General features: G+C 66.7%; 19 protein-coding genes. 4 read left to right on the top strand and 15 right to left on the bottom strand.

Annotated features, from left to right (window positions below):
* Window positions 1-19: 19 nt before the first annotated feature.
* Window positions 20-1,051 (top strand): hypothetical protein, encoded by a 1,032-nt coding sequence (locus tag ACQP0C_RS03595; RefSeq protein ID WP_433730504.1) that lies wholly within the window; start codon window positions 20-22, stop codon window positions 1,049-1,051.
* 188 nt (window positions 1,052-1,239) lie between these two features.
* Here ACQP0C_RS03595 and ACQP0C_RS03590 read toward each other — a convergent pair whose 3' ends face one another.
* The 7 genes from ACQP0C_RS03590 to ACQP0C_RS03560 all read right to left on the bottom strand — a co-directional run bounded on the left by ACQP0C_RS03590 (window position 1,240) and on the right by ACQP0C_RS03560 (window position 10,755).
* Complete coding sequence (locus ACQP0C_RS03590) at window positions 1,240-1,854, bottom strand: TetR/AcrR family transcriptional regulator (protein ID WP_433730502.1); 615 nt, start codon at window positions 1,852-1,854, stop codon at window positions 1,240-1,242.
* A gap of 4 nt (window positions 1,855-1,858) precedes the next feature.
* The gene (locus ACQP0C_RS03585; protein WP_433734423.1) at window positions 1,859-2,668 is read right to left on the bottom strand and encodes an enoyl-CoA hydratase family protein; all 810 of its coding nucleotides are present in this window, start codon (window positions 2,666-2,668) and stop codon (window positions 1,859-1,861) included.
* Window positions 2,669-2,759: 91 nt separating this feature from the next.
* Window positions 2,760-3,920 (bottom strand): acyl-CoA dehydrogenase family protein, encoded by a 1,161-nt coding sequence (locus tag ACQP0C_RS03580; protein ID WP_433730500.1) that lies wholly within the window; start codon window positions 3,918-3,920, stop codon window positions 2,760-2,762.
* The gene (locus ACQP0C_RS03575; protein WP_433730498.1) at window positions 3,917-6,145 is read right to left on the bottom strand and encodes a biotin carboxylase N-terminal domain-containing protein; all 2,229 of its coding nucleotides are present in this window, start codon (window positions 6,143-6,145) and stop codon (window positions 3,917-3,919) included. Before ACQP0C_RS03575 ends, ACQP0C_RS03580 begins: the two co-directional genes overlap by 4 nt.
* A gap of 103 nt (window positions 6,146-6,248) precedes the next feature.
* Window positions 6,249-7,847, bottom strand: a complete 1,599-nt coding sequence (locus ACQP0C_RS03570) for an acyl-CoA carboxylase subunit beta (protein WP_433730496.1) — start codon at window positions 7,845-7,847, stop codon at window positions 6,249-6,251.
* Window positions 7,844-9,046: an acyl-CoA dehydrogenase family protein gene (locus ACQP0C_RS03565; protein ID WP_433730494.1), complete on the bottom strand. Its 1,203-nt coding sequence runs from the start codon at window positions 9,044-9,046 to the stop codon at window positions 7,844-7,846. Before ACQP0C_RS03565 ends, ACQP0C_RS03570 begins: the two co-directional genes overlap by 4 nt.
* Complete coding sequence (locus ACQP0C_RS03560) at window positions 9,043-10,755, bottom strand: acyclic terpene utilization AtuA family protein (RefSeq protein WP_433730492.1); 1,713 nt, start codon at window positions 10,753-10,755, stop codon at window positions 9,043-9,045. The genes ACQP0C_RS03565 and ACQP0C_RS03560 overlap by 4 nt, the downstream gene beginning before the upstream one ends.
* Window positions 10,756-10,912: 157 nt before the next feature.
* Between ACQP0C_RS03560 and ACQP0C_RS03555 the strand changes: the two genes are divergently transcribed.
* Window positions 10,913-11,056: a hypothetical protein gene (locus ACQP0C_RS03555; protein ID WP_433730490.1), complete on the top strand. Its 144-nt coding sequence runs from the start codon at window positions 10,913-10,915 to the stop codon at window positions 11,054-11,056.
* A 324-nt stretch (window positions 11,057-11,380) separates the two neighbouring features.
* Here ACQP0C_RS03555 and ACQP0C_RS03550 read toward each other — a convergent pair whose 3' ends face one another.
* The 4 genes from ACQP0C_RS03550 to ACQP0C_RS03535 form a co-directional block, all read right to left on the bottom strand.
* On the bottom strand, window positions 11,381-12,145 hold the full coding sequence (locus tag ACQP0C_RS03550) for an adenylate/guanylate cyclase domain-containing protein (RefSeq protein WP_433734422.1): 765 nt from the start codon (window positions 12,143-12,145) through the stop codon (window positions 11,381-11,383).
* Between the two features lie 526 nt (window positions 12,146-12,671).
* On the bottom strand, window positions 12,672-13,430 hold the full coding sequence (locus ACQP0C_RS03545) for an ABC transporter permease (RefSeq protein ID WP_433730488.1): 759 nt from the start codon (window positions 13,428-13,430) through the stop codon (window positions 12,672-12,674).
* Window positions 13,430-14,374 carry an ABC transporter ATP-binding protein gene (locus ACQP0C_RS03540; protein WP_433730486.1) on the bottom strand — a complete coding sequence of 315 codons (945 nt, stop codon included), beginning with the start codon at window positions 14,372-14,374 and terminating at the stop codon, window positions 13,430-13,432. Before ACQP0C_RS03540 ends, ACQP0C_RS03545 begins: the two co-directional genes overlap by 1 nt.
* 282 nt (window positions 14,375-14,656) lie before the next feature.
* Window positions 14,657-14,992 (bottom strand): hypothetical protein, encoded by a 336-nt coding sequence (locus ACQP0C_RS03535; protein ID WP_433730484.1) that lies wholly within the window; start codon window positions 14,990-14,992, stop codon window positions 14,657-14,659.
* 348 nt (window positions 14,993-15,340) lie between these two features.
* Between ACQP0C_RS03535 and ACQP0C_RS03530 the strand changes: the two genes are divergently transcribed.
* A complete protein-coding gene (locus ACQP0C_RS03530) occupies window positions 15,341-15,892 on the top strand; it encodes an XRE family transcriptional regulator (protein WP_433730482.1) in 552 nt (183 codons plus the stop codon).
* 193 nt (window positions 15,893-16,085) lie between these two features.
* Here the strand turns inward: ACQP0C_RS03530 and ACQP0C_RS03525 are convergent, their stop codons facing one another.
* From ACQP0C_RS03525 to thiO, 4 genes are all read right to left on the bottom strand, one after another.
* On the bottom strand, window positions 16,086-16,343 hold the full coding sequence (locus ACQP0C_RS03525) for a hypothetical protein (RefSeq protein ID WP_433730480.1): 258 nt from the start codon (window positions 16,341-16,343) through the stop codon (window positions 16,086-16,088).
* A 354-nt stretch (window positions 16,344-16,697) separates the two neighbouring features.
* The gene (locus ACQP0C_RS03520; RefSeq protein WP_433734421.1) at window positions 16,698-17,450 is read right to left on the bottom strand and encodes a thiazole synthase; all 753 of its coding nucleotides are present in this window, start codon (window positions 17,448-17,450) and stop codon (window positions 16,698-16,700) included.
* A gap of 31 nt (window positions 17,451-17,481) precedes the next feature.
* Entirely contained in the window at window positions 17,482-17,700 is a 219-nt protein-coding gene (gene thiS, locus ACQP0C_RS03515; RefSeq protein ID WP_355189674.1) for a sulfur carrier protein ThiS, read from the bottom strand.
* Window positions 17,697-18,794: a glycine oxidase ThiO gene (gene thiO / locus ACQP0C_RS03510; protein ID WP_433730478.1), complete on the bottom strand. Its 1,098-nt coding sequence runs from the start codon at window positions 18,792-18,794 to the stop codon at window positions 17,697-17,699. The genes thiS and thiO overlap by 4 nt, the downstream gene beginning before the upstream one ends.
* 56 nt (window positions 18,795-18,850) lie before the next feature.
* Here thiO and thiE point away from each other — a divergent pair, with 56 nt between their 5' ends.
* The gene (gene thiE, locus ACQP0C_RS03505; RefSeq protein ID WP_433730476.1) at window positions 18,851-19,558 is read left to right on the top strand and encodes a thiamine phosphate synthase; all 708 of its coding nucleotides are present in this window, start codon (window positions 18,851-18,853) and stop codon (window positions 19,556-19,558) included.
* Window positions 19,559-19,804 lie beyond the last annotated feature (246 nt).

Here is a 19,804-nt window from a genome sequence, read left to right as displayed (position 1 = left end):
AAGCTGTTAGCTTGCGGGTATGAGTTCGACCACCGATCGATTCATCGACGCCGTCTTCGATTTCGAGCGCGCGGTGCACGCGCAGGACCCGCAGGAACAGCAAGAAGCTCATATGGAGATGCATCGCCTGTACCAATCGGCGACTCCACAAGAGCTCGCACAGGGCGGAAAGCGGCTCGCCGACCTGCTGTCCGATGTGCAGTCGGGACCGCGGGCGAGTATCGCGGTCCTCATCGGCGCGTGCGTCGAGGGTGGCGCAGACCCGGTCGCATGTGCGCCTCGTGTACTCGGCAACCTCGCGAAAACCCTCGACAACGCCAAGGAATTCGCCGAGATGTGGGCGGCGGCCGATGTCGGCGACGCACCCGACCCGGAACAGGTCGAGCTGGACCCGGAACTGTTCGAGGTCTTCGGATTCGACCAGACGCTGTCGTGGTGGACGCTGGACGACTGGAACCGCGCGGGTCTGGCCATGTTGCAGCACAAGTCGGTGCGGCAGAAGTTCGGGCAGGCGGGTCGCGACATCATCCGCGAGCGTCACGACGCGCTGGGCGAAATCTCCGCCCGGTGGGACAAATGCCTCGGATACGCGCTGATCGTGCTGGACGACGAGCCGCTCATCGTGCTGCACCGCGAGACCGGCACCGGCTACGCGATGCGGATGACCGGCATCGGTGACAACTTCCAACTGCACACCCTGCTCGCCGATGCGCTCATCGGCGGTGGGCATATTCCTGGTGCAGCGCCGACGGCGGAGGCGGTCGCCATGTGCCGCGATATGCCCGGCATGGTGCACACCACCGGATCGTTCAATCTGGTCGCGCCGGACGGCTCCTGGATCTGGAACGAGGGCACGCCCTGGGATATCCCGGTGGTCGACGGCACCCGCCTGCTGGTACTGGATCCGCCACCCTACCAACGCAATTGGCCAGCTGGACGCTTCTTCCCGAATATGGTCGGCGACCTGACCCTGGAGCGAGCACTGACTCCCGAGGAGACGGCCACCTGGTTCCGGCACGTATCACCGGACAAAGGCCCGGCCGAGGACTAGCGCTCGTGGTGATGCGGTGGCGGTCGATGTCGCCGACCCACTCGACGTGACGATCAGCTGGAATCAGCTCGATGTCGGCCTGGACTGATATCTGGTAGTCGTTCCCAGCGCAGTCGACACCGGCCGGTGTTCGTGCCGGATTGCTGCAACGATTCCGCGTGCTCGAGAGGGATGTCAGGACCGGCGGGTCAGCGTGGGGCTTCCAATGCGGTGTGCAGTGTGGCCGCCCATTGCGCCACGATCTGCTTGCGGCGGGCCGAGTCATCGGTCAGCACATCGGCCAGGCCGAGCCCGCGTGCCAGATCGAGGGTGGCCTGGACGAGATGGTGCGCGACCGGATCGGAGTCGTCCACACCGAGCGCCTCCACCGCACGCCGATGCGAGATGCGACCGAATTTGGCTTCCAGCGGGACGATTCGCTCGCGCAGCGCCGGATCGGCCGCCGCATGGGTCCACACCTGCAGCGCCGCCTTGAACAGCGGACTGGTGTAGGACTCGACCAACCCGGCCACCACCGCCTCGGTGCGGCCGATCCCTTCGTCCACGGCGGTCACCGCCTTGCCCTCGACCTTGGCCTGCTGGGTGCGACTGTCGAACATGTACTCGAGTGCGGCGGTGATCAGATCTTCCCTGGTCGGAAAGTGATGCTGGGCCGCACCACGCGACACCCCCGCCCGTTCCGCGACGACCGCGACCGTGGCCGCCGCCCAGCCCATTTCGGCCAGGCAGTCGATGGTCGCCTCGAGCAGGCGCTGCCGGGTGGCTCGGCTGCGGTCCTGCTTGGGTTCGTGGGGTGTCACCATGGCGCTATTGTGCCCAGCTCGGTGGCCGGCGCTGCAAGAAGGCCGCCATGCCCTCGTGCACCTCGGGGGTGCCGAAGAAGCTCGCCGAACGGGTGGCCAGCTCCTCGGCGGAGCTGTCGAACTCGGCCAGGATGGCCGCGTTGACCAGTCGCTTGGCCTCGGCGAGACCCTGCGGTGAGCCCTTGCGCAGCTCCGCGCACAGCCGGGCCGTCTCCGCCACCGGATCGTCCGCGGTGACCGTGACAAGACCCATCTGCTCGGCGACCTCCGCGCCGAACTTCTCACCGGTCAGGTAGTACCGGCTGGCCGCACGCGGGCTGAGCCGTGGCAGCAGGGTCAGCGAAATCATAAACGGCGCCAACCCGATTCGCACCTCGGTGAGGGCGAAGCTGCTGGCGGGACCGGCCACCACGATGTCGCACGCGGCGACGATGCCCATGCCGCCCGCGCGCACATTGCCATCGATCCTGGCAATGATCGGCTTGGGCGTTTCGACGAGTCTGCGCAGTACGCCGATCATTACGCGCGTGCGTTCATCGGCGGCCACTGCCGGATCGGCATTGCTGGCCTCGCTGAGGTCGGCGCCCGCGCAGAAGGTATTGCCGGTGTGCGCGAGCACGATGCCGCGCACGGCGGGGTCGGCCGCCGCATCGTCGAGGCCTCGCAGCAGCTCGGTCACCAGCCGCGAGGAGAGCGCATTGCGGTTGTGCGGTGAGTCGAGGGTGAGCGTGGCGAAGCCATTGGCGACCTCGTAGCGCACATACAGTGCGGTGTATGTCTGGGGCCCGCCCGTCTCCCGGCCACCGCCGCTCATCGAGTCGCGATGCGACGCTGAATTCATCGAACCTCCTGTAGGGCCGCCCCTGCCCTCGTCGCCCGGCATCGGGACGACGAGGGCGAGAGTGTCAGTAGGACTTGGGCAGACCCAGCGAGTACTGGGCAACGAAATTCAGCACCATCTCGCGGCTGACCGGGGCGATGCGACCGATGCGGGCGGCGGCGAGCATGGCGGCCAGACCGTACTCCTTGGTGAGGCCAGCGCCGCCATGGGTCTGGATCGCCTGATCGAGCGCCTTGATACTCGCCTCGGCCGCAGCGTATTTCGCCATATTCGCGGCTTCGGCGGCACCCATCTCGTCGCCGGCGTCGTAGAGGGTCGCGGCCTTCTGCATCATCAGCTTGGCCAGTTCCACCTCGACCTTCACCGCCGCGAGCGGATGCGAAATGCCCTGGTGCGCACCGATCGGCGACTTCCACACCGTGCGCTCCTTGGCGTACTCGACGGCGCGTTCGATGGCATAGCGGCCCAAGCCCACGGCCATAGCCGCACCCATGATCCGCTCCGGGTTCAGACCGGCGAACAGTTGCATCAGCGCGGCATCTTCCTTGCCGACCAATGCGTCCGACGGCAGCCGCACGTCATCGAGGAACAGGGTGAATTGGTGGTCGGGCTCGATAATGTCCATTTCCTGCGGCGTCTTGACGAACCCGGGGGCATCGGTCGGCACGATGAACAGCGCGGGCTTGAGCTTGCCGGTCTTGTGATCCTCGGTGCGCGAGACGATCAGCACCGCCTCGGCCTGGTCGACGCCGGAAATGAAGATCTTGCGGCCGTTGAGGATCCAGTCCTCGCCGTCGCGGCGCGCGGTGGTGGTGATCTGATGTGAATTCGATCCGGCGTCCGGTTCGGTAATGCCGAAGACCATCTTGCCGCTGCCGTCGGCGAGTTTGGGCAGCCACAGCTGCTTCTGCTCGTCGGTGCCGTATTTGGTGATGATGGTGCCGCAGATGGCCGGTGAGACCACCATCAACAGCAGGCCCGCACCCTGGGCCGCCAGCTCCTCCATGACCAGCGAGAGCTCGTACATGCCCGCACCACCGCCGCCGTACTCCTCCGGCAGATTCACGCCGAGGAAGCCGAGTTTGCCCGCCTCATCCCACAATTCGGTGAGCGGTTCGTTCTTGCGCGCCTTCGGCAGCACGTAATCGCGGTAGTTGTACTTCGCGGCGAGCGCGGCCACCGCGGCCCGCAGCGCCTTCTGCTCGTCGGTTTCGATGAAACTCATTGGTTCTCCTGGATTTCGGTGGGATCGACGACGGCGAGTACGGCGCCGACATCGACCTGCTGGCCGACAGTGACATTGAGGGCACTGAGCACGCCTGCGGCGGGCGCGGAGATGGTGTGCTCCATCTTCATCGCCTCCAGCCACAGAATCGGCTGGCCCTGTTCGACGGCGCTGCCGACCTGCGCGCCGATCCGGATCACGCTGCCCGGCATGGGCGCGAGCAGCGAACCGTGTGCGACCTGATCGGCCGGATCGCTGAAGCGCGGCAGTCTGCGCACCGAGACCGGTCCGAGCGGCGAATCCACGCAGACCAGATCCCCGTAGCGGGCGATATCGAATTGCCGACGCACCAGCCCGCGTTCGCCCGCAACCGCGAGCACTACCCGATCGGGCCCGGCTGCTACCAGTTCGAGGCCGTCATGACCGTCCACCGTGACGCCGGTGCGGGTGAAGCGGTAGCCGATGTCATGTGTTCCGCTGGTACGGCTCTCATACGACTTGTGCAGCGACTGCGACGGCAGGTTGCGCCAGCCCGCCGGCAATCCCGCGCCGACCCTGGCCGCCTTGCGATTGGCCGCGGCATCCGCGAGTGCGGCGGCCACGATCGACAGCGATTCATCGGCGTCCGAGACCAGCGGCGCGGACAGCGCGTCCAGTCCGTGAGTGTCGAAGAAGGCGGTATCGGTGTCTCCGGCGAGGAATGCGGGGTGGCGCAGCACACGGACCAGCAGGTCGCGATTGGTGACCAGACCGTGAATCTTGGCGCGCTGCAATGCCGTTGCCAGCAGTCGTGCCGCCTCGGCACGGGTCTCGGCGTAGGAGATGACCTTCGCGAGCATCGGGTCGTAGTGCACACCGACAACCGAACCGTCGACCACACCGGTGTCCAATCGCACACCCGGCCGGTCGAGTACGTCGAATTCGGTGCGCACCGACGGGATTTCGAGTCGGTGCACGGTGCCGCTCTGCGGCTGCCACTCGTGCGCCGGATCCTCGGCGTAGAGCCGGACCTCGATCGAATGTCCACGCAGCGGTGGCGGGGCAGCGGCCAATGCACCGCCCGCCGCGACCTCCAGCTGCGCCCGCACCAGATCCAGTCCGGTGGTGCACTCGGTGACCGGATGTTCCACCTGCAGACGGGTATTCATCTCCAGGAAGAAGAATTCGCCCGCCTCGTCGGCGAGGAATTCCACGGTTCCGGCGCCGGTGTAGCCGATCGCACCGGCCGCCAGCTTGGCCGCCTCGAACAGCCGCTCGCGCATGCTCTGTCCATCGGCCACGCGCGCGGGCCCTGCGTGGTCACGCTCCGCTACCGCCTCCGGGCCTGACGCGCGCATGCCCTGTCCATCGGCCACGCGCGCGGGCCCTGCGTGGTCACGCTCCGCTACCGCCTCCGGGCCTGACGCGCGCATGCCCTGTCCATCGGCCATGCGCGCGGGCCCTGCGTGGTCACGCTCCGCTACCGCCTCCGGGCCTGACGCGCGCATGGCGTCGATCCGCTCCACCAGCGGCGAGGGCGCCTCCTCGATCACCTTCTGATGGCGGCGCTGGATCGAGCACTCGCGCTCGCCCACCGCCCAGATGGTGCCGTACGTATCGGCCATGACCTGGACCTCGATATGTCTGCCGGTCTCCAGGTACCGCTCGCAGAACACCGTCGGATCGCCGAAGGCGGATTCGGCTTCCCGGCGCGCGGCGGCGATCTGGGGTTCCAGATCGGCGAGGTCGCGCACCACGCGCATGCCCCGACCGCCACCACCGGCGGAGGCCTTGATCAGCACCGGCAGCTGCGCGGCGGTGACCTCGGCCGGATCGAGTTCGGCGAGTACCGGAACACCGGCGGCGTCCATCATCTTCTTCGAGGCGACCTTCGAGCCCATCTGCTCGATGGCCTCCACCGGTGGGCCGATCCACACCAGTCCGGCCGCCTGCACCGACCGTGCGAATTCGGCATTCTCGGAAAGGAATCCGTAACCGGGGTGGATGGCATCGGCACCGGTGGCCAGGGCCGCCTCGATGATCAGCTCACCGCGCAGATATGTCTGCGCCGGAGCGTTTCCCGGCAGGCGCACCGCCGCATCGGCCTCCGCGACGTGCGGTGCCGCGGCATCCGCGTCGGAGTAGACCGCGACCGTGCCGATGCCCATGCGACGGCAGGTGGCGAATACCCGGCGGGCGATCTCACCTCGATTGGCGACCAGAACATTCGTAAGCCCACCCGTCACCCGGCCACCGCCCCTCACGGAATCGCTATGCGATGCTGGCCCACCCGTCACCCGACTGCCGCCCCTCACGGAATCGCTATGCGATGCTGTCATTGTTCGGCCCTCACATCCGGAAGACGCCGAAGCCCTCGGCGCCCTTGACAGGGGCATTGTGGATGGCGGACAAGGCCATTCCCAATACCGTGCGGGTATCGCGGGGATCGATCACGCCGTCGTCGTAGAGCCGCCCGGACATGAACATCGGCAGCGATTCGGCTTCGATCTGCGCCTCGACCATCGCGCGCATCCCGGCATCGGCCTCCTCGTTGAACGCAATGCCCTTGGCCTCCGCGGCCGCCCGGCCCACGATCGAGATCACACCGGCCAGCTGTGCACCGCCCATAACGGCGGATTTCGCACTGGGCCAGGCGAAGACGAATCGCGGGTCGTAGGCGCGACCGCACATGCCGTAGTGCCCCGCACCGTAGGACGCACCCATCAGCAGCGAAATATGCGGCACCTTCGAATTCGAGACCGCATTGATCATCATCGCGCCGTGCTTGATGATGCCCTTCTGCTCGAATTCCTTACCGACCATGTAACCGGTGGTGTTGTGCAGGAACAGCAGTGGCGTATTCGATTGGTTGGCAAGCTGGATGAACTGGGTCGCCTTCTGCGACTCCTCCGAGAACAGCACACCACGCGCATTGGCGAGAATGCCGACCGGATATCCGTGCAGCTCCGCCCATCCGGTGACCAGACTGCCGCCGTAGAGCGGTTTGAACTCGTCGAAATCCGAACCGTCGACAACGCGGGCGATCACTTCGCGCGGGTCGAACGGAATCTTCAGATCGGACGGGACGATGCCCAACAGCTCTTCCTGGTCGTAGCGCGGCTCGATCACCTCGGCGCGCGGCGCCGGCCCCTGCTTCTGCCAGTTCAGCCGCTTGATGATGGAGCGACCGATGCGGATCGCGTCCTGTTCGTCGACCGCCAGATAGTCGGCCAGACCCGAGACGCGCGCATGCATATCCGCACCGCCGAGCGATTCGTCATCGGACTCCTCGCCGGTGGCCATCTTGACCAGCGGCGGTCCGCCGAGGAATACCTTGGAACGCTCCTTGATCATCACCGTGTAGTCGGACATGCCGGGGATATACGCGCCACCGGCCGTGGAATTGCCGAAAACCAAAGCGATGGTCGGGATTCCGGCCGCGGATGCCCGGGTGAGATCCCGGAACATCTGCCCGCCGGGTACGAAGACTTCCTTCTGCGTCGGCAGATCCGCGCCACCGGATTCGACCAGGCCGATCACCGGTAGTCGGTTCTGCATGACGATATCGTTCATGCGCAGGTTCTTGCGCAGTGTCCACGGATTCGAGGTACCACCGCGCACGGTCGGATCCGGTGCGACGATCATGCATTCGACGCCCTCGACAATGCCGATTCCGCACACCACGCTGGCGCCGACATGAAAGTCGCTGCCCCATGCGGCAAGTGGGCACAGCTCCAGGAACGGTGAATCCTCATCGATGAGCAATTCGATGCGTTCGCGCGCGGTCAGCTTGCCGCGCTTGCGATGCCGGGCCAGCTTATCCGGACCGCCACCAGCGATGGCCTTGGCGAATTCCGCCTCGACCTCGCCGAGTTTGGCGGTCATGGCCTCGGCCGCGGCCGCGTATTCCGGCGACGCGGTATCGAGGGTGGTTCGTAATGTCGTCAAGACTGGTACCCCAATCGTTTCGCGGCCAGGCCGGTAAGAATTTCCGTCGTGCCGCCCCCGATGCCGAGAATGCGGATATCGCGGTACTGCCGCTCGACCTCGGATTCGCACATATAGCCGAGACCGCCGAAGAGCTGCACGGCCTGGTTGACCACCCATTCGCCCGCCTCGACGGCGGTGTTCTTGGCGAAGCACACCTCGGCGATCAGGTCGGTTTCCCCATCCGCGCTGCGCCGCACCACATCTCGGGTGTAGACCCGGGCCACATCGATGCGGCGGGCCATTTCGGTCACCGTATTCTGCACGGCCTGCCTGCTGATCAGCGGTCGGCCGAACGTTTCTCGATTGCGCACCCATTCCAGGGTCAGATCCAGGCAGCGCTGCGCTTGCGAATACGCCTGCACCGCGAGGCCGACGCGTTCGCTGACGAAGGCGCCCGCGATCTGATAGAAGCCGGAATTCTCCGGGCCGACCAGATTCGCCACCGGCACCCGGACATCCACGTAGGACAGTTCCGCGGTATCGGAGGCCCGCCAGCCCATCTTGTCGAGCTTGCGGCTGACGGTGAATCCCGGCGTACCCTTCTCCACCACCAGCAGCGAAATCCCGCCGGAGCCGGGGCCACCCGTGCGCACCGCGGTCACCACGAAATCGGCCCGCACGCCCGAGGTGATGTAGGTCTTGGCGCCATTGACAATGTAATGGTCGCCATCGCGGCGCGCGGTGGTGGTGAGATGGCCGACATCCGAGCCGCCCCCCGGTTCGGTAATGGCGAGCGAACCGATCTTCTCCCCGGCCAGGGTCGGGCGGGCGAAGCGCTCGATCAGATCCGCATTGCCCGAGGCGATAATGTGCGGCACCGCGATACCGCAGGTGAACAGGGAGGCGAACAGACCACCGGAACATCCGGCCTGGTGCATCTCCTCGCAGACGATCATGGCATCGATGCCGTCACCGCCGGAACCGCCCGCGGATTCCGGGAATTGGATGCCGAGCAGTCCGAGCGCTCCAGCCTTCTTGTGCAGTTCGCGCGGGATCTCGCCATCGCGCTCCCAGTCGTCGAGATACGGGAGAACTTCCCGCTCGGCGAAACCTCTTACGGTGGAGCGCAATTCGCGCCGCTCGGGGGTATGCCAGGGATGCCCACCCGTCGCCCGGCCACCGCCCCCGGTCGAATCACTTCGCGATACTGAATTCACAACAGCTCCAGTGGTATGTCGATATGACGCGAGCGCAGCCATTCGCCGAGCCCCTTGGCCTGCGGATCGAATCGGGCCTGATAGGCCACCCCCTGTCCGAGCAGACCTTCGATAATGAAGTTCACGGCACGCAGATTCGGCAGCACATGCCGGGAGACGGTCAGCGGCGCGGCCTCGGGCAGCAATTGCTCGAGCCGCTCGACCGTGAGCGCGTGCACCAGCCAACGCCACTGTTCATCTGTGCGCACCCACACGCCTATGTTGGCATTACCGCCCTTATCGCCACTGCGGGCCAGTGCGATCGTGCCGAGCGGAGCGCGGCGAGTTTCGCTGGCGGGCAACGGTTCCGGCAGCTCGGGTTCGGCGACCTCGGCCAATTCCCTGGTATCCGAGGCCGGTTCGATATCGATGCGGGTGCCCTGCGGCAGCACCGCCGCATGCGGCACCTCGGCGGCGTCGACGAATCCCGGCGTGTACACACCGTACGGCGATCCATTGCCGGGCAGGCTGGTGAAGTTGGTCCCCGGATAACTGGCCAACGCCAGCTCTACCGCGACATTGGAGAAGCCACGACCGACCTTGTTCGGATCCGGATCGCGAACCACACAGCGCAGCAGCGCGCTGGCCTGCTCCTCGGTTTCGGCATCCGGCCGGTCCAGGCGCGCCAGTGTCCAGGTCAGCTCCGCGGGCCGCACCGGCAGCCAGGACTCCAGTTGTCGTTGTGCGAGTGCGGCTTTCGCCTCGATATCGAGTCCGGTGAGGACGAACTCCATTTCATTGCGGAAGCCGCCGAGCGTATTGAGGGAGACTTTCAGCTGCGGCGGCGGGGCCTCGCCGGTCACACCGCTGATCAGCACCCGATCGGGGCCGTCGGGACTCAGCTCGATGCTGTCCAGCCGCGCGGTGACATCGGGCCCCGCATAGCGCGCACCCTGGATCTCGTACATCAGCTGCGCCGCAACGGTATCCACGGTGACCGCGCCGCCGGTGCCCTGATGTTTGGTGATGACACTGCTGCCGTCCCTGCGCACCTCGGCGATCGGGAAGCCGGGACGGCCCAGATCGGCCAGTTCGGTGAAGAACGCGAAGTTGCCGCCGGTGGCCTGGGTACCGCATTCGATGACATGTCCGGCCACCACCGCACCGGCCAATTGGTCGTAATCGGTTCGCCCCCAACCGAAATGGGCGGCGGCGGGGCCGACGATCACCGAGGCGTCGGTGACCCGTCCGGTGACCACGATATCCGCGCCCGCGTTCAGACATTCGACAATGCCCCAGGCACCGAGATAGGCATTGGCGGTCAGCGGCGCACCGAGGCCGAGTTCGCCCGCCCGGCCGAGCAGGTCGTCCCCCTCGACATGGGCGATCTTGGCGTCCAGACCGAGATCCGCGGCAACCTTGCGCAGCTTCTCCGCCAACCCGGCCGGATTGAGCCCGCCCGCATTGGTGACGATCTGCACATTGCGTTCCAGCGCCAGCCCGAGGCAGTCCTCGATCTGCCGGACGAAGGTCTTGGCATAACCGAGGCTCGGATCCTTCATCCGGTCGCGGCCGAGGATCAGCATGGTCAGCTCGGCGAGATAGTCCCCGGTGAGCACATCGAGCTGCCCGCCATCGAGCATCTCCCGCATGGCACTGAGCCGATCACCGTAGAACCCGGAACAGTTGCCGATTCGGATCAGCTCCGGATCGGCGGCCAGCATACTCATCAGCTGGAAGGCCCTCCTGTGCGGCGAACCGTCCCGGCCCGCCGCGTTGCGCCGCCGGTGGAGTCCGCGTTCCTGGTCCAGCATCACACCCGATCCAGAAAAAAGCAAGCACGCGTGCTTGTTAATTGCCATAAGCCGCGCGAGGCAGAATGACCACATGCCCTCCGTCATCCTTTTCGCGCTGGCCGGGTTCCTCCTGGGCGGGGCCTACTCCACCTGGAACACCACTCGGCCACTCGCCATCACCCTCGCGGTACTCGGCATCCTGGCGGCCACCGGTGCGGCGCTCTGGTTGATATAGACACATCCAGCGCCGAACGTCAGCCATAAAGCCTCCCCCACGGAGCGAGTCTTACGAGCGACCGTTCGCGGCCCGTCTCGCGTCCGAGCCGCCCAAGCGCATGCACCCCAAGCCGCAAGCCCCAACCACTGGGCAGGCATACATCCAGCACCGAACGCCCGCCATAAAGCCTCCCCCACGGAGCGAGTCTTACGAGCGACCGTTCGCGGCCCGTATCGCGTCCGAGCCGTCGAAGCGCATGCGCCGCAGGCGCGAGTCTCGACGGCTCGGACGCGAGACAAAAGGGGGCCGCGAACACGCAGCGCCGCAGGCGCTGCCAACAACTCAGCCTTTCGACAGGCGGAAGATCCGCAGGTCCTCGGGTACGCCACTCAGTGGCGCCGCGAAGAAGCTGCGGCGGTACGGCTTGACCGCGAACCCGAGTTCCCCCAACGTCTCCGGCGCCAGCGACTGCAACGTGGCCTCCGACAGCATGGTGTTGCCATTGCCTCCGGCCTCCATCACCCGCGCGGCGATCGTGACATCGACTCCGAGCCAGTCGCCGCCGATCTCGCGCGGCGTGCCGGTGTGCAGGCCGATGCGCATCTGCGGCCGATAGCCGTGCACATCGACCTCGGCCAGATTGCGCTTGGCCTGCACGGCGGCGCGCAATGCGCGATCGGCCGAGGTGAATACGGCCATCACACCGTCGCCCATGCGCTTGACCACCTGACCGCCGCGATCGGCGATCGGCGGTTCGATGGCCTTGGCTACCACCCGCAACAGCTCGAGGGTTGCCTCATCGCCCGCTGAGAGCGACCAACTCGAGAAGGCCACCAGATCGGTGAACATCACAGTTATTTCTTCGCTACCGCGTCCGCGGCCGACACGCTTGAGCATGGCCTGCCAGACCTGCAGTGCGCCGAAGCCGATTTCCCTGGCCGCGCTCGGGGTATCCCCGACCAACTTGTCCGCCGCACGCGCAACTGCACGTGCACCACCCGGACCCGAAACCGACAGTGGGTCACCGAAAGACGGGTCACCGGGCAGCTGTTCGCGCGCCTTGCGCAGGGCACCGATGAGGTCCGGCCGCTGGTTCGCCGCATTCATCAGCGCGGAGAGCTGCCCACGACGAAATCCCGAACCGGAACGCCGCGGTGTGTCGTCCTCGTCGGCGGGCACCAAGGGTATGGACACCTCGGGCGCAACGCCACCCTCGTCCTCCGGCTCCGACGCGGGCTCTGTACCGCCGGAAGGTGTTTCGGTCACGCCCCGAGCGTATCTCAGCCGACCAACCGTCGGCGGGTTACTTATTACCGCCATCGCCACCCCTAGATCAGACTCAGCGGGCACTTCAGCGGGTCCACCGATAGATAACTCACTGGTTGCTGTTCCCGAGCGTAACGAGCCGCGCTGCCGGATGGAAGCGACGCGAATCACAGTTTTCTGGATATTCACAATGCCGCCCGGATTGTCCCGAAATACGCATCGACCCGGTGCGGAAGGGGATTCACACACCGGGTCGATGGCACCGTCCGCCGGGCAGTGGCGAACGGTGCACGGGGCGCACGGACCTCCCGACAAGGTCGGCGCCCAGCACCCGAGTGGCGAGGGAGGGCAACTCGGGTAGCCGATATCAGGCGTCGCGCTGGTTGACCACGAAAAGCGCGGCACCGAAGACGATCGCGACGAAGACGGCGAAGTAGAGCAGGCTGCCCCACGGTCCCCAGTGCCAGTTCGCCGTCGATTCGGTGGCGCTGTAGAAGTGGCTGGCGTTCGCGAAAGGCAGGAACGGCTGCACATTGCGCCCGAAGCTGCCGAAGGCGCCGAGCAGCGGCTCGATCAGCAAGGGCCACAACACGATCAGCGAAATCGCCGCGGCCGACTGCCGCACCAGCACACCGATGCCGACCGCGAGGAGCACACTGAGCAGCGCGTAGATCGGTATGCCGTAGATCTCGCGCCAGGCATCGCCGCCGGACAGCGTCAAATTGCTGCTCGCATCGCCGCCGACCGCCTTGGCGATCGCGAAGGCGGCGAAGGCCAGCACGATGGTGAGCACCGCGCCGTACACCCCGACCAGACCGGCCTTGGTCGCGATCACCTTCGCGCGGTGCGGCGTCGCCTGGAAGGTCGTCCGGATGATGCCGAAGCGGTATTCACTGGTCACTGTCAGGGTGGCCATGATCATCAGGACCATTACGCCGAAGCCGCTGATCCCGCCGACCGCCGTGGCGACGGTCAGATCCAGTGCGTTCTCCTTGCCCGATGACGAGCGGGCCACGGCCGCGAACAGCGCGGCCAAGCCGAGGGCGAGCACCACCACAATGGCCGAGCACCACCAGGGCGACCTGGTCGAGGTGAGCTTGATTCGTTCCGCTGCCAGCACGCCCATCAGAGCGCACCTCCCATCACCTGATCGAAACCTTCACCGTGGTACTGCACCGCGCCACCGGTCATCCGCATGAAGGCCTCCTCCAGCGAGGCCCGCTGCGGCGCCAGCTCGAACAGGGTGATGTCATTGGCGCCCGCGAGTTTGCCGACCGCGTCGCTGGTCACCCCGGCGACCACCAGTGCGGCGCCGTCCTGGCCCGCGCCGTCTTCGCGGACGGTCAGACCGTTGGAGGTGAGCAGGCTGCGCAGCTGCTCGAGCTGCGGACTGCGCACGCGCACCGACTGTTCCGAGGCGCGCTCGATGAATTCCTGTGTGGTCGAATCGGAGATCAGCTGACCGCGGCCGATGACGACCAAATGCTCTGCGGTCTGGGCCATTTCGGAGAGCAGATGGCTGGAGACCAGCACCGTCCTGCCCTCGGCCGCCAGCCGCTGCATGAAACGGCGGATCCAGAGAATGCCCTCCGGGTCCAGGCCGTTCACCGGCTCGTCGAACAGCAGCACCGGCGGATCGCCGAGCAGCGCACCGGCCAGGCCGAGCCGCTGCGACATACCGAGGGAGAAGCCGCCCGCGTTCTTGCCCGCCACCTCGGACAGGCCGACCAGCCGCAGCACCTCGTCCACGCGGGACATCGCGATGCCATTGGAGGCGGCCATCCACTGCAGATGCGCGCGGGCCGAACGGTTGGGATGCACCCATTTGGCATCCAGCAGCGCGCCAACGGCGCGCAGCGGATGGTCGAGCTCGTGGTAGGGCTTGCCGTTGATCAATGCGGTGCCCGCGGTGGGCTTGTCCAGGCCGAGGATCATCCGCATGGTGGTGGATTTACCGGCGCCGTTCGGCCCAAGAAACCCTGTCACCTGTCCGGGTCGAACGGTGAAGGAGAGATCTTGAACCGCGACGGTCTGCCCGTAATGCTTGGTCAGGCCTCTCAGCTCGATCATGGTGACCAGCTTTCCTCATCGCGCGGCCACGCGCGTCATTAAATGGTGCCTAGTTCAATCATCCTCGAGGATGACGATCGGCCCCGAGCCGCATCAGGGAATCCCCCTGACCGATAGCCCCGTTAACGGGCCGGTGCGGCGGGTGTCCGAGCGGCCCGTCGTTGAACAGGATCTACTCGTCGTCCTCGTCATTGCGGTCCTCGGTCGGCCAGCACACCGCGCCGACGAGCACCGCCAGCGGCAACCCAGCCGCCACAGCCAACTCCAACACAACCGTGCCGCTCATCGCGGCTGCCCGGTAGGTGCGACCGCCCAACGATGGAACGATAGTCGTGGCAGCACGATCTCCACATCGGCCACACTCATAATCGCGTTCACCGCAAGCACATTCAGGTGCTCGAGCGACGGCGCGATCACCGCATCGACATCAGCACAGCGCACTTGGTCGACCAGCGGAAGCGACGACAGCTCCGGCGGCCAGATCAGCGCATAGCCCAGCCGCTGCGCCAGCCGCCGCACCTGCGCCGCATCCCAGTCCGCCGCAGAACTGATATCGAGGTCGACCCATCCCAACGCGGTCGGCTCATCTCGCATCGCATGTACCCCCTCATTCGACATGGTGGGCACCCGCCGCCGAGGTGCCGAAAGCGTCGACTCGACGGCGGGGCCATCCTCAGCGTCCGTCGAACCGGCATGGCGAAGCGACGACGCAAAAGACGTCAAACCACACCTATTTAGGGCGACATTCCGGCGTCATTGCTCTAGCGTGTCGTCATGGGGACTGCACCGAACCTCGCACTCCGCGCGGCCCGCAACGCGCGGCGGATGAGCCAAGACGATTTGGCGCGCGCCCTGCGGGAAGTCGGTTGCGCGAGCGCGACCAAGCGACTCGTACAAAGATGGGAAGCCGGGACCACCCTCAACCCACGGCCGTCACACGCGCGCGCCCTCGAGAGAGTGATGAAAATGCCAATCGAGTCATTGGGATTCGGTTCGGTCGAGCCGGGCCGGTCCCTATCCAGCGACGACGAGAACGGGCACGTGGTCGACTCCCCGATCGGCCAAGTACCCCACGAATCCGCTACCGCGACACCACGACCGGCGAACGGGAACTACAACGGGATCTGGCTGTCGAGGTACGAGTACTACTCGTCCGGGCGTAACGCCACCTTCACTGCGGTTCACCACGTCGTGGTGTTGCAACACGATGACGCGTTGACCGTGCGCAGCCTGCCCGAGTCGGCAATCTCGTCCATGGAAATGGACCTGACCATCGACGGGAACGTCGCAACGGGCACCTGGACCGAGCGCACCGCCCCTGATGGCTACTACCGGGGTGCCAAGTACCACGGCGCCATCCAACTGCTGATCGAGCTGACCGGCACCCGGATGGCAGGGAAGTGGATCGGATTCGGCAAGTCCTTCGACATCAACTCCGGCCCGTGGGAGCTGATCTTGCAGGACCGCTCGACATCCAAGGCGACGATCGAGGCATTCTCCCGGCCGCCGGAGGCATGAGATCTTGCGGGATCCCGCACTATCTCGGCCCCCAAGGGAGAGCAATAGTGAGCACCCTCGGGGGGTGCCAGCCTAAGAGACTTCCCCAGCTTGGGGGAAGGTCTCTCTGCGTTCGGCGGGCTATTCAGGTTCGAGTACCCCGCGCTATATACCCCTGCGAGTGCCGGACCTGAGGCGATGGGTTATCTCCGGCTCAGCCGGCCGGTGAGGAGGCTTGGGCCCAGAAGCCCTTGGGGATGCGATCGGCTTGGCGGCCCAGGTGACCGGCGTGCACGGCGTCGCGCATGGCGGCGGCCATCCGGCGCAGAGTCTCGATCCGGGTGTCATCGCGCCGACCCTGCTCGATCTTGCGGACCAGCGACACGAGACGTTCGAAGCCTGCGCGAGCTCCCGCCTGCGTCAGTCCGCGCCGCTTCCGAACCGACCGCACGCGTTCGCCGAGATCCGCCATGATCCGAGACTACGGACATGTCGATGCGGCCGCACAGGTACGTGCGGCTTCCGCCGCTCGCTCGGCGCATAATCACCCGCTATGCGAAGGGCTCAATCCTTTGCGACAGAGCGGGATTCCCTCCGCCCAGCACGCCTTGGTATGCGATCCCAGTGCACGCATACGCAGTGACTACCACGCACAACGTCTAGCATGTGCGAGGTAGTGACCCGCTATGCGAAGTACTCGATCCTTTGCGACAGAGTGGGATTCCTCGTCGGCTCAGGCGTCACCAGCGCTCGAGGGCACCTACTTGCGGATACCGCCGAGTCGTGCGGCGAGTGCCAGGGCCCGAGGCGGCGGGGTTCCCGCGACTCAGCGGGCCGGTGAGGAGGCTTGGGCCCAAAAGCGTTTGGGGATGCGCCCCGCGCGGCGGGCGAGGTGGCCTGCGTTGACCGCATCCTTCATCGCCGCCGCCATGAGGGCGGGTTGCTTGGCGCGGGTGACGGCGGTGGCGAGCAGGACGGCCGAGCAGCCGAGTTCCATGGCCAGCACAGCATCGCTCGCGGTGCCGATGCCCGCGTCGAGGATGACCGGCACGCCTGCGCCAGCGACGATCATCTCGATATTGTGCGGGTTGCCGATGCCGAGTCCGGTGCCGATCGGGGCGCCCAGCGGCATGACGGCGGCGCAGCCCGCGTCCTCCAGTCGGCGGGACAGAATCGGATCGTCGGTGGTGTAAGGCAGTACGACGAATCCTGCGTCGACCAATTGTTCTGCCGCGGTGAGCAATTCGATCGGGTCCGGGAGCAGGGTGCGCTCGTCGGCGATCACCTCGAGCTTGACCCAGTTGGTGTCGAGCGCCTCGGCCGCCAGCTGTGCGGTGAGCACGGCCTCGGCGGCGGTGCGGCAGCCAGCGGTATTGGGCAGCGGCATGATCTCGAGGCGTTTGAGCAGGTCGAGGACGCCGGTGCCGCCGACCGTGTCGACCCGGCGCATGGCGACCGTGGTCAGTTCGGTGCCCGAGGCGAGCAGCGCCTCCTCCAGGACGGCGAGGTTTTCCGCGCCGCCGGTGCCCATGATGAGGCGGGAGCCGAACTTCTTGCCCGCGATCTCCAGTGCGCCGATTTCCGCCGGGGCGCTGGCGTTTTCCGGTGCGTCAGCCACCCTGGACCGCCGTCAGCACTTCGATCTGCCAGCCGCGCCCGACCGGCTCGTCCCAGCGGGACTTCGGGAACACCGCACCGTCCACCGCGAGCGCGACGCCCTTGGACGGCAGCCCGAGACGATCGAGAAGTTCACGCACCGTGAGCGATCGGTCGAATTCGTGGTCCTGTCCGTTCACGGTGACACCGATGGGGACCGAGATCGAGGTCATCGAACTCCTCCTGCAGATGTGGCGAGCGACGGCGGGTGCGCCGTCGAAAAACGATGGGGGTCGGCGGCTTTCGCGTCATCGAGGATGATGCCGTCGAGCAGGCTCAGCACCGCGTCGACGGTGAGCGGGACCGCGAGCATGCCATTGCGGCCGTGACCGGTGGCGGTCACGATCCGGTCGGTGAGCCGCCCGATCAACGGCAGATTGTCGGGGGTGCCCGGCCGGGATCCGGCGCTGGCCTCGGCCAGTTCGTATTCGCCGATGCCCGGCAGCACCGCCTCGGCATCGGCGATCAGATCGCGGACCCCGGCGACGGTCACCGTCGTATCGAAGCCCGCCTCGTATTGTGTTGCGCCCACAACGATTCCGTCGGCGCGCGGCACCAGGTAGACCTGCCTGCCGTGTACCCGTGCGCGGATCACCCGCCGCGGCGGCGGTGTCGCGCCGGGTCGATGACGCAGGCGCAGGATCTCGCCCTTGACCGGACGGACCGGCAGCTGCGGCCACAGCCGCGCCGAGGCCGCGCCGGCGGCGAGCAGGATCTGATCGTGCGCCAGCGCGTCCAGTGACCCGACCGCTTCCGCACGCATGTCGACTCCAGCTGTCCCGCAGGCCTTTTGGAGCCCGATGAGCAATTGCCGATTGTCGATCGCGGGCTCGGCGGCGGCGCGCAGACCGGCACGCACGGTGCGCGCGAGCGCGGGCTCCAGCGCGCGGACACCGGCCCGGTCCAGCACCTCGAGTTCGTGGCCGTGGCCGCCGACCCATTCGGCCACCGTGCGCAGATCCGCGGCGTCGGCGCCGTCCAGCGCGACGGTCAGGGTTTCATCGGCCACGAACACCGATACCTCGGTCGTGGATTCGAGCCGGGCGGCGAATTCGGGCCAGCGCGCCAGCGAGGCGGCACCGAATTCGAGGACCAGATCCTCCCCCGGCCAACCCTCGGACAGCGGTGCGAGCATTCCCCCGGCAACCCAGGACGCTCCGGATCCGACGGCGGGATCGAATACGGTGACCGACCATCCCGCCTCGGCCGCCCGCCAGGCGGCGGCGAGTCCGATGGCGCCGCCACCGACGACGGCCAGAGTCCGCATGATTCCACCTGCCTTACTATTTTCATCCCCACGGTAGCGCGACTACGGTCGAGCACGTGCAACCCTCCCACCAGTACCGGCCCCTGCCGCCCAGGGAGCGTTTGGCTACCGCCCGGCTGTATCTCTGCACCGACGCCCGCAGAGAGAAGGGCGACCTGGCCAGGTTCGCCGAGGCGGCGCTCGCGGGCGGTGTCGACATCATTCAGCTCAGGGACAAGGGATCACCCGGTGAGGCGAAGTTCGGCCCGCTCGAGGCCAAGGCCGAAATCGGCGCGCTGGCCGAGCTGAAGGCCGCGGCCCGCCGACACGGTGCGCTGGTCGCGGTGAACGACCGGGCCGATATCGCCTTCGCCGCCGGTGCGGATGTGCTGCACCTCGGCCAGAACGATCTACCGCCCTGGTACGCGCGGCGCATCCTCGGACCCGATGTGGCGATCGGGCGCTCGACGACCAGCCGGGCCCAAGCCGGACTCGCCGCGGTCGACGAGCACATCGACTACTTCTGCACCGGCCCGGTGTGGGCGACACCGACCAAGCCCGGACGTCAGGCCGCTGGCCTGGACCTGGTGCGTTCCACCGCCGACGCCCATCCGACCCGGCCGTGGTTCGCGATCGGCGGCATCGATGCCGAGCGGCTACCCGAGGTGCTCGCGGCGGGAGCCGAGCGCGTTGTGGTGGTGCGAGCGATCACCGCGGCCCGCGATCCGGAGGCCGCTGCGCGTCAGCTGAAGTCCGCCCTGTTGCAGAACGCTCACCTCGGCTGAGACGCACTCAACCCGATCCAGTGCGGCGATGATGTTCGATTCGGCCAACTCGCGGAGGATGATCTCGAGCAGACACTGCTCGCCAACGCTCAACGCGCCCAAGACCCACCGAAAGCGCGATCTCCCAGCCCGGCACTGCTCATCGCCCGACACGACCGACTCGCGGGCAACGACCTCGAGCCGACACCGCTCACGAACACTCAACGCGCCCGAGACCCGCCAAAAGCCCGATCTCGCAACCCGGCA

Source organism: Nocardia sp. CA-129566, assembly GCF_050956075.1.
GTDB lineage: Bacteria > Actinomycetota > Actinomycetes > Mycobacteriales > Mycobacteriaceae > Nocardia.
The sequence above is the reverse complement of the archived record's forward strand: the minus strand, read 5'-3'. Positions and strand labels throughout refer to the sequence as shown.

Coding starts and splice junctions, on each gene's coding strand:
- ACQP0C_RS03595 (WP_433730504.1), top strand. CDS start 20: ATGAGTTCGACCACCGATCGATTCATCGACGCCGTCTTCGATTTCGAG.
- ACQP0C_RS03590 (WP_433730502.1), bottom strand. CDS start 1,854: ATGGTGACACCCCACGAACCCAAGCAGGACCGCAGCCGAGCCACCCGG.
- ACQP0C_RS03585 (WP_433734423.1), bottom strand. CDS start 2,668: ATGAGCGGCGGTGGCCGGGAGACGGGCGGGCCCCAGACATACACCGCA.
- ACQP0C_RS03580 (WP_433730500.1), bottom strand. CDS start 3,920: ATGAGTTTCATCGAAACCGACGAGCAGAAGGCGCTGCGGGCCGCGGTG.
- ACQP0C_RS03560 (WP_433730492.1), bottom strand. CDS start 10,755: ATGAGTATGCTGGCCGCCGATCCGGAGCTGATCCGAATCGGCAACTGT.
- ACQP0C_RS03555 (WP_433730490.1), top strand. CDS start 10,913: ATGCCCTCCGTCATCCTTTTCGCGCTGGCCGGGTTCCTCCTGGGCGGG.
- ACQP0C_RS03550 (WP_433734422.1), bottom strand. CDS start 12,145: ATGAATGCGGCGAACCAGCGGCCGGACCTCATCGGTGCCCTGCGCAAG.
- ACQP0C_RS03545 (WP_433730488.1), bottom strand. CDS start 13,430: ATGGGCGTGCTGGCAGCGGAACGAATCAAGCTCACCTCGACCAGGTCG.
- ACQP0C_RS03540 (WP_433730486.1), bottom strand. CDS start 14,374: ATGATCGAGCTGAGAGGCCTGACCAAGCATTACGGGCAGACCGTCGCG.
- ACQP0C_RS03535 (WP_433730484.1), bottom strand. CDS start 14,992: ATGTCGAATGAGGGGGTACATGCGATGCGAGATGAGCCGACCGCGTTG.
- ACQP0C_RS03530 (WP_433730482.1), top strand. CDS start 15,341: ATGCCAATCGAGTCATTGGGATTCGGTTCGGTCGAGCCGGGCCGGTCC.
- ACQP0C_RS03525 (WP_433730480.1), bottom strand. CDS start 16,343: ATGGCGGATCTCGGCGAACGCGTGCGGTCGGTTCGGAAGCGGCGCGGA.
- thiS (WP_355189674.1), bottom strand. CDS start 17,700: ATGACCTCGATCTCGGTCCCCATCGGTGTCACCGTGAACGGACAGGAC.
- thiO (WP_433730478.1), bottom strand. CDS start 18,794: ATGCGGACTCTGGCCGTCGTCGGTGGCGGCGCCATCGGACTCGCCGCC.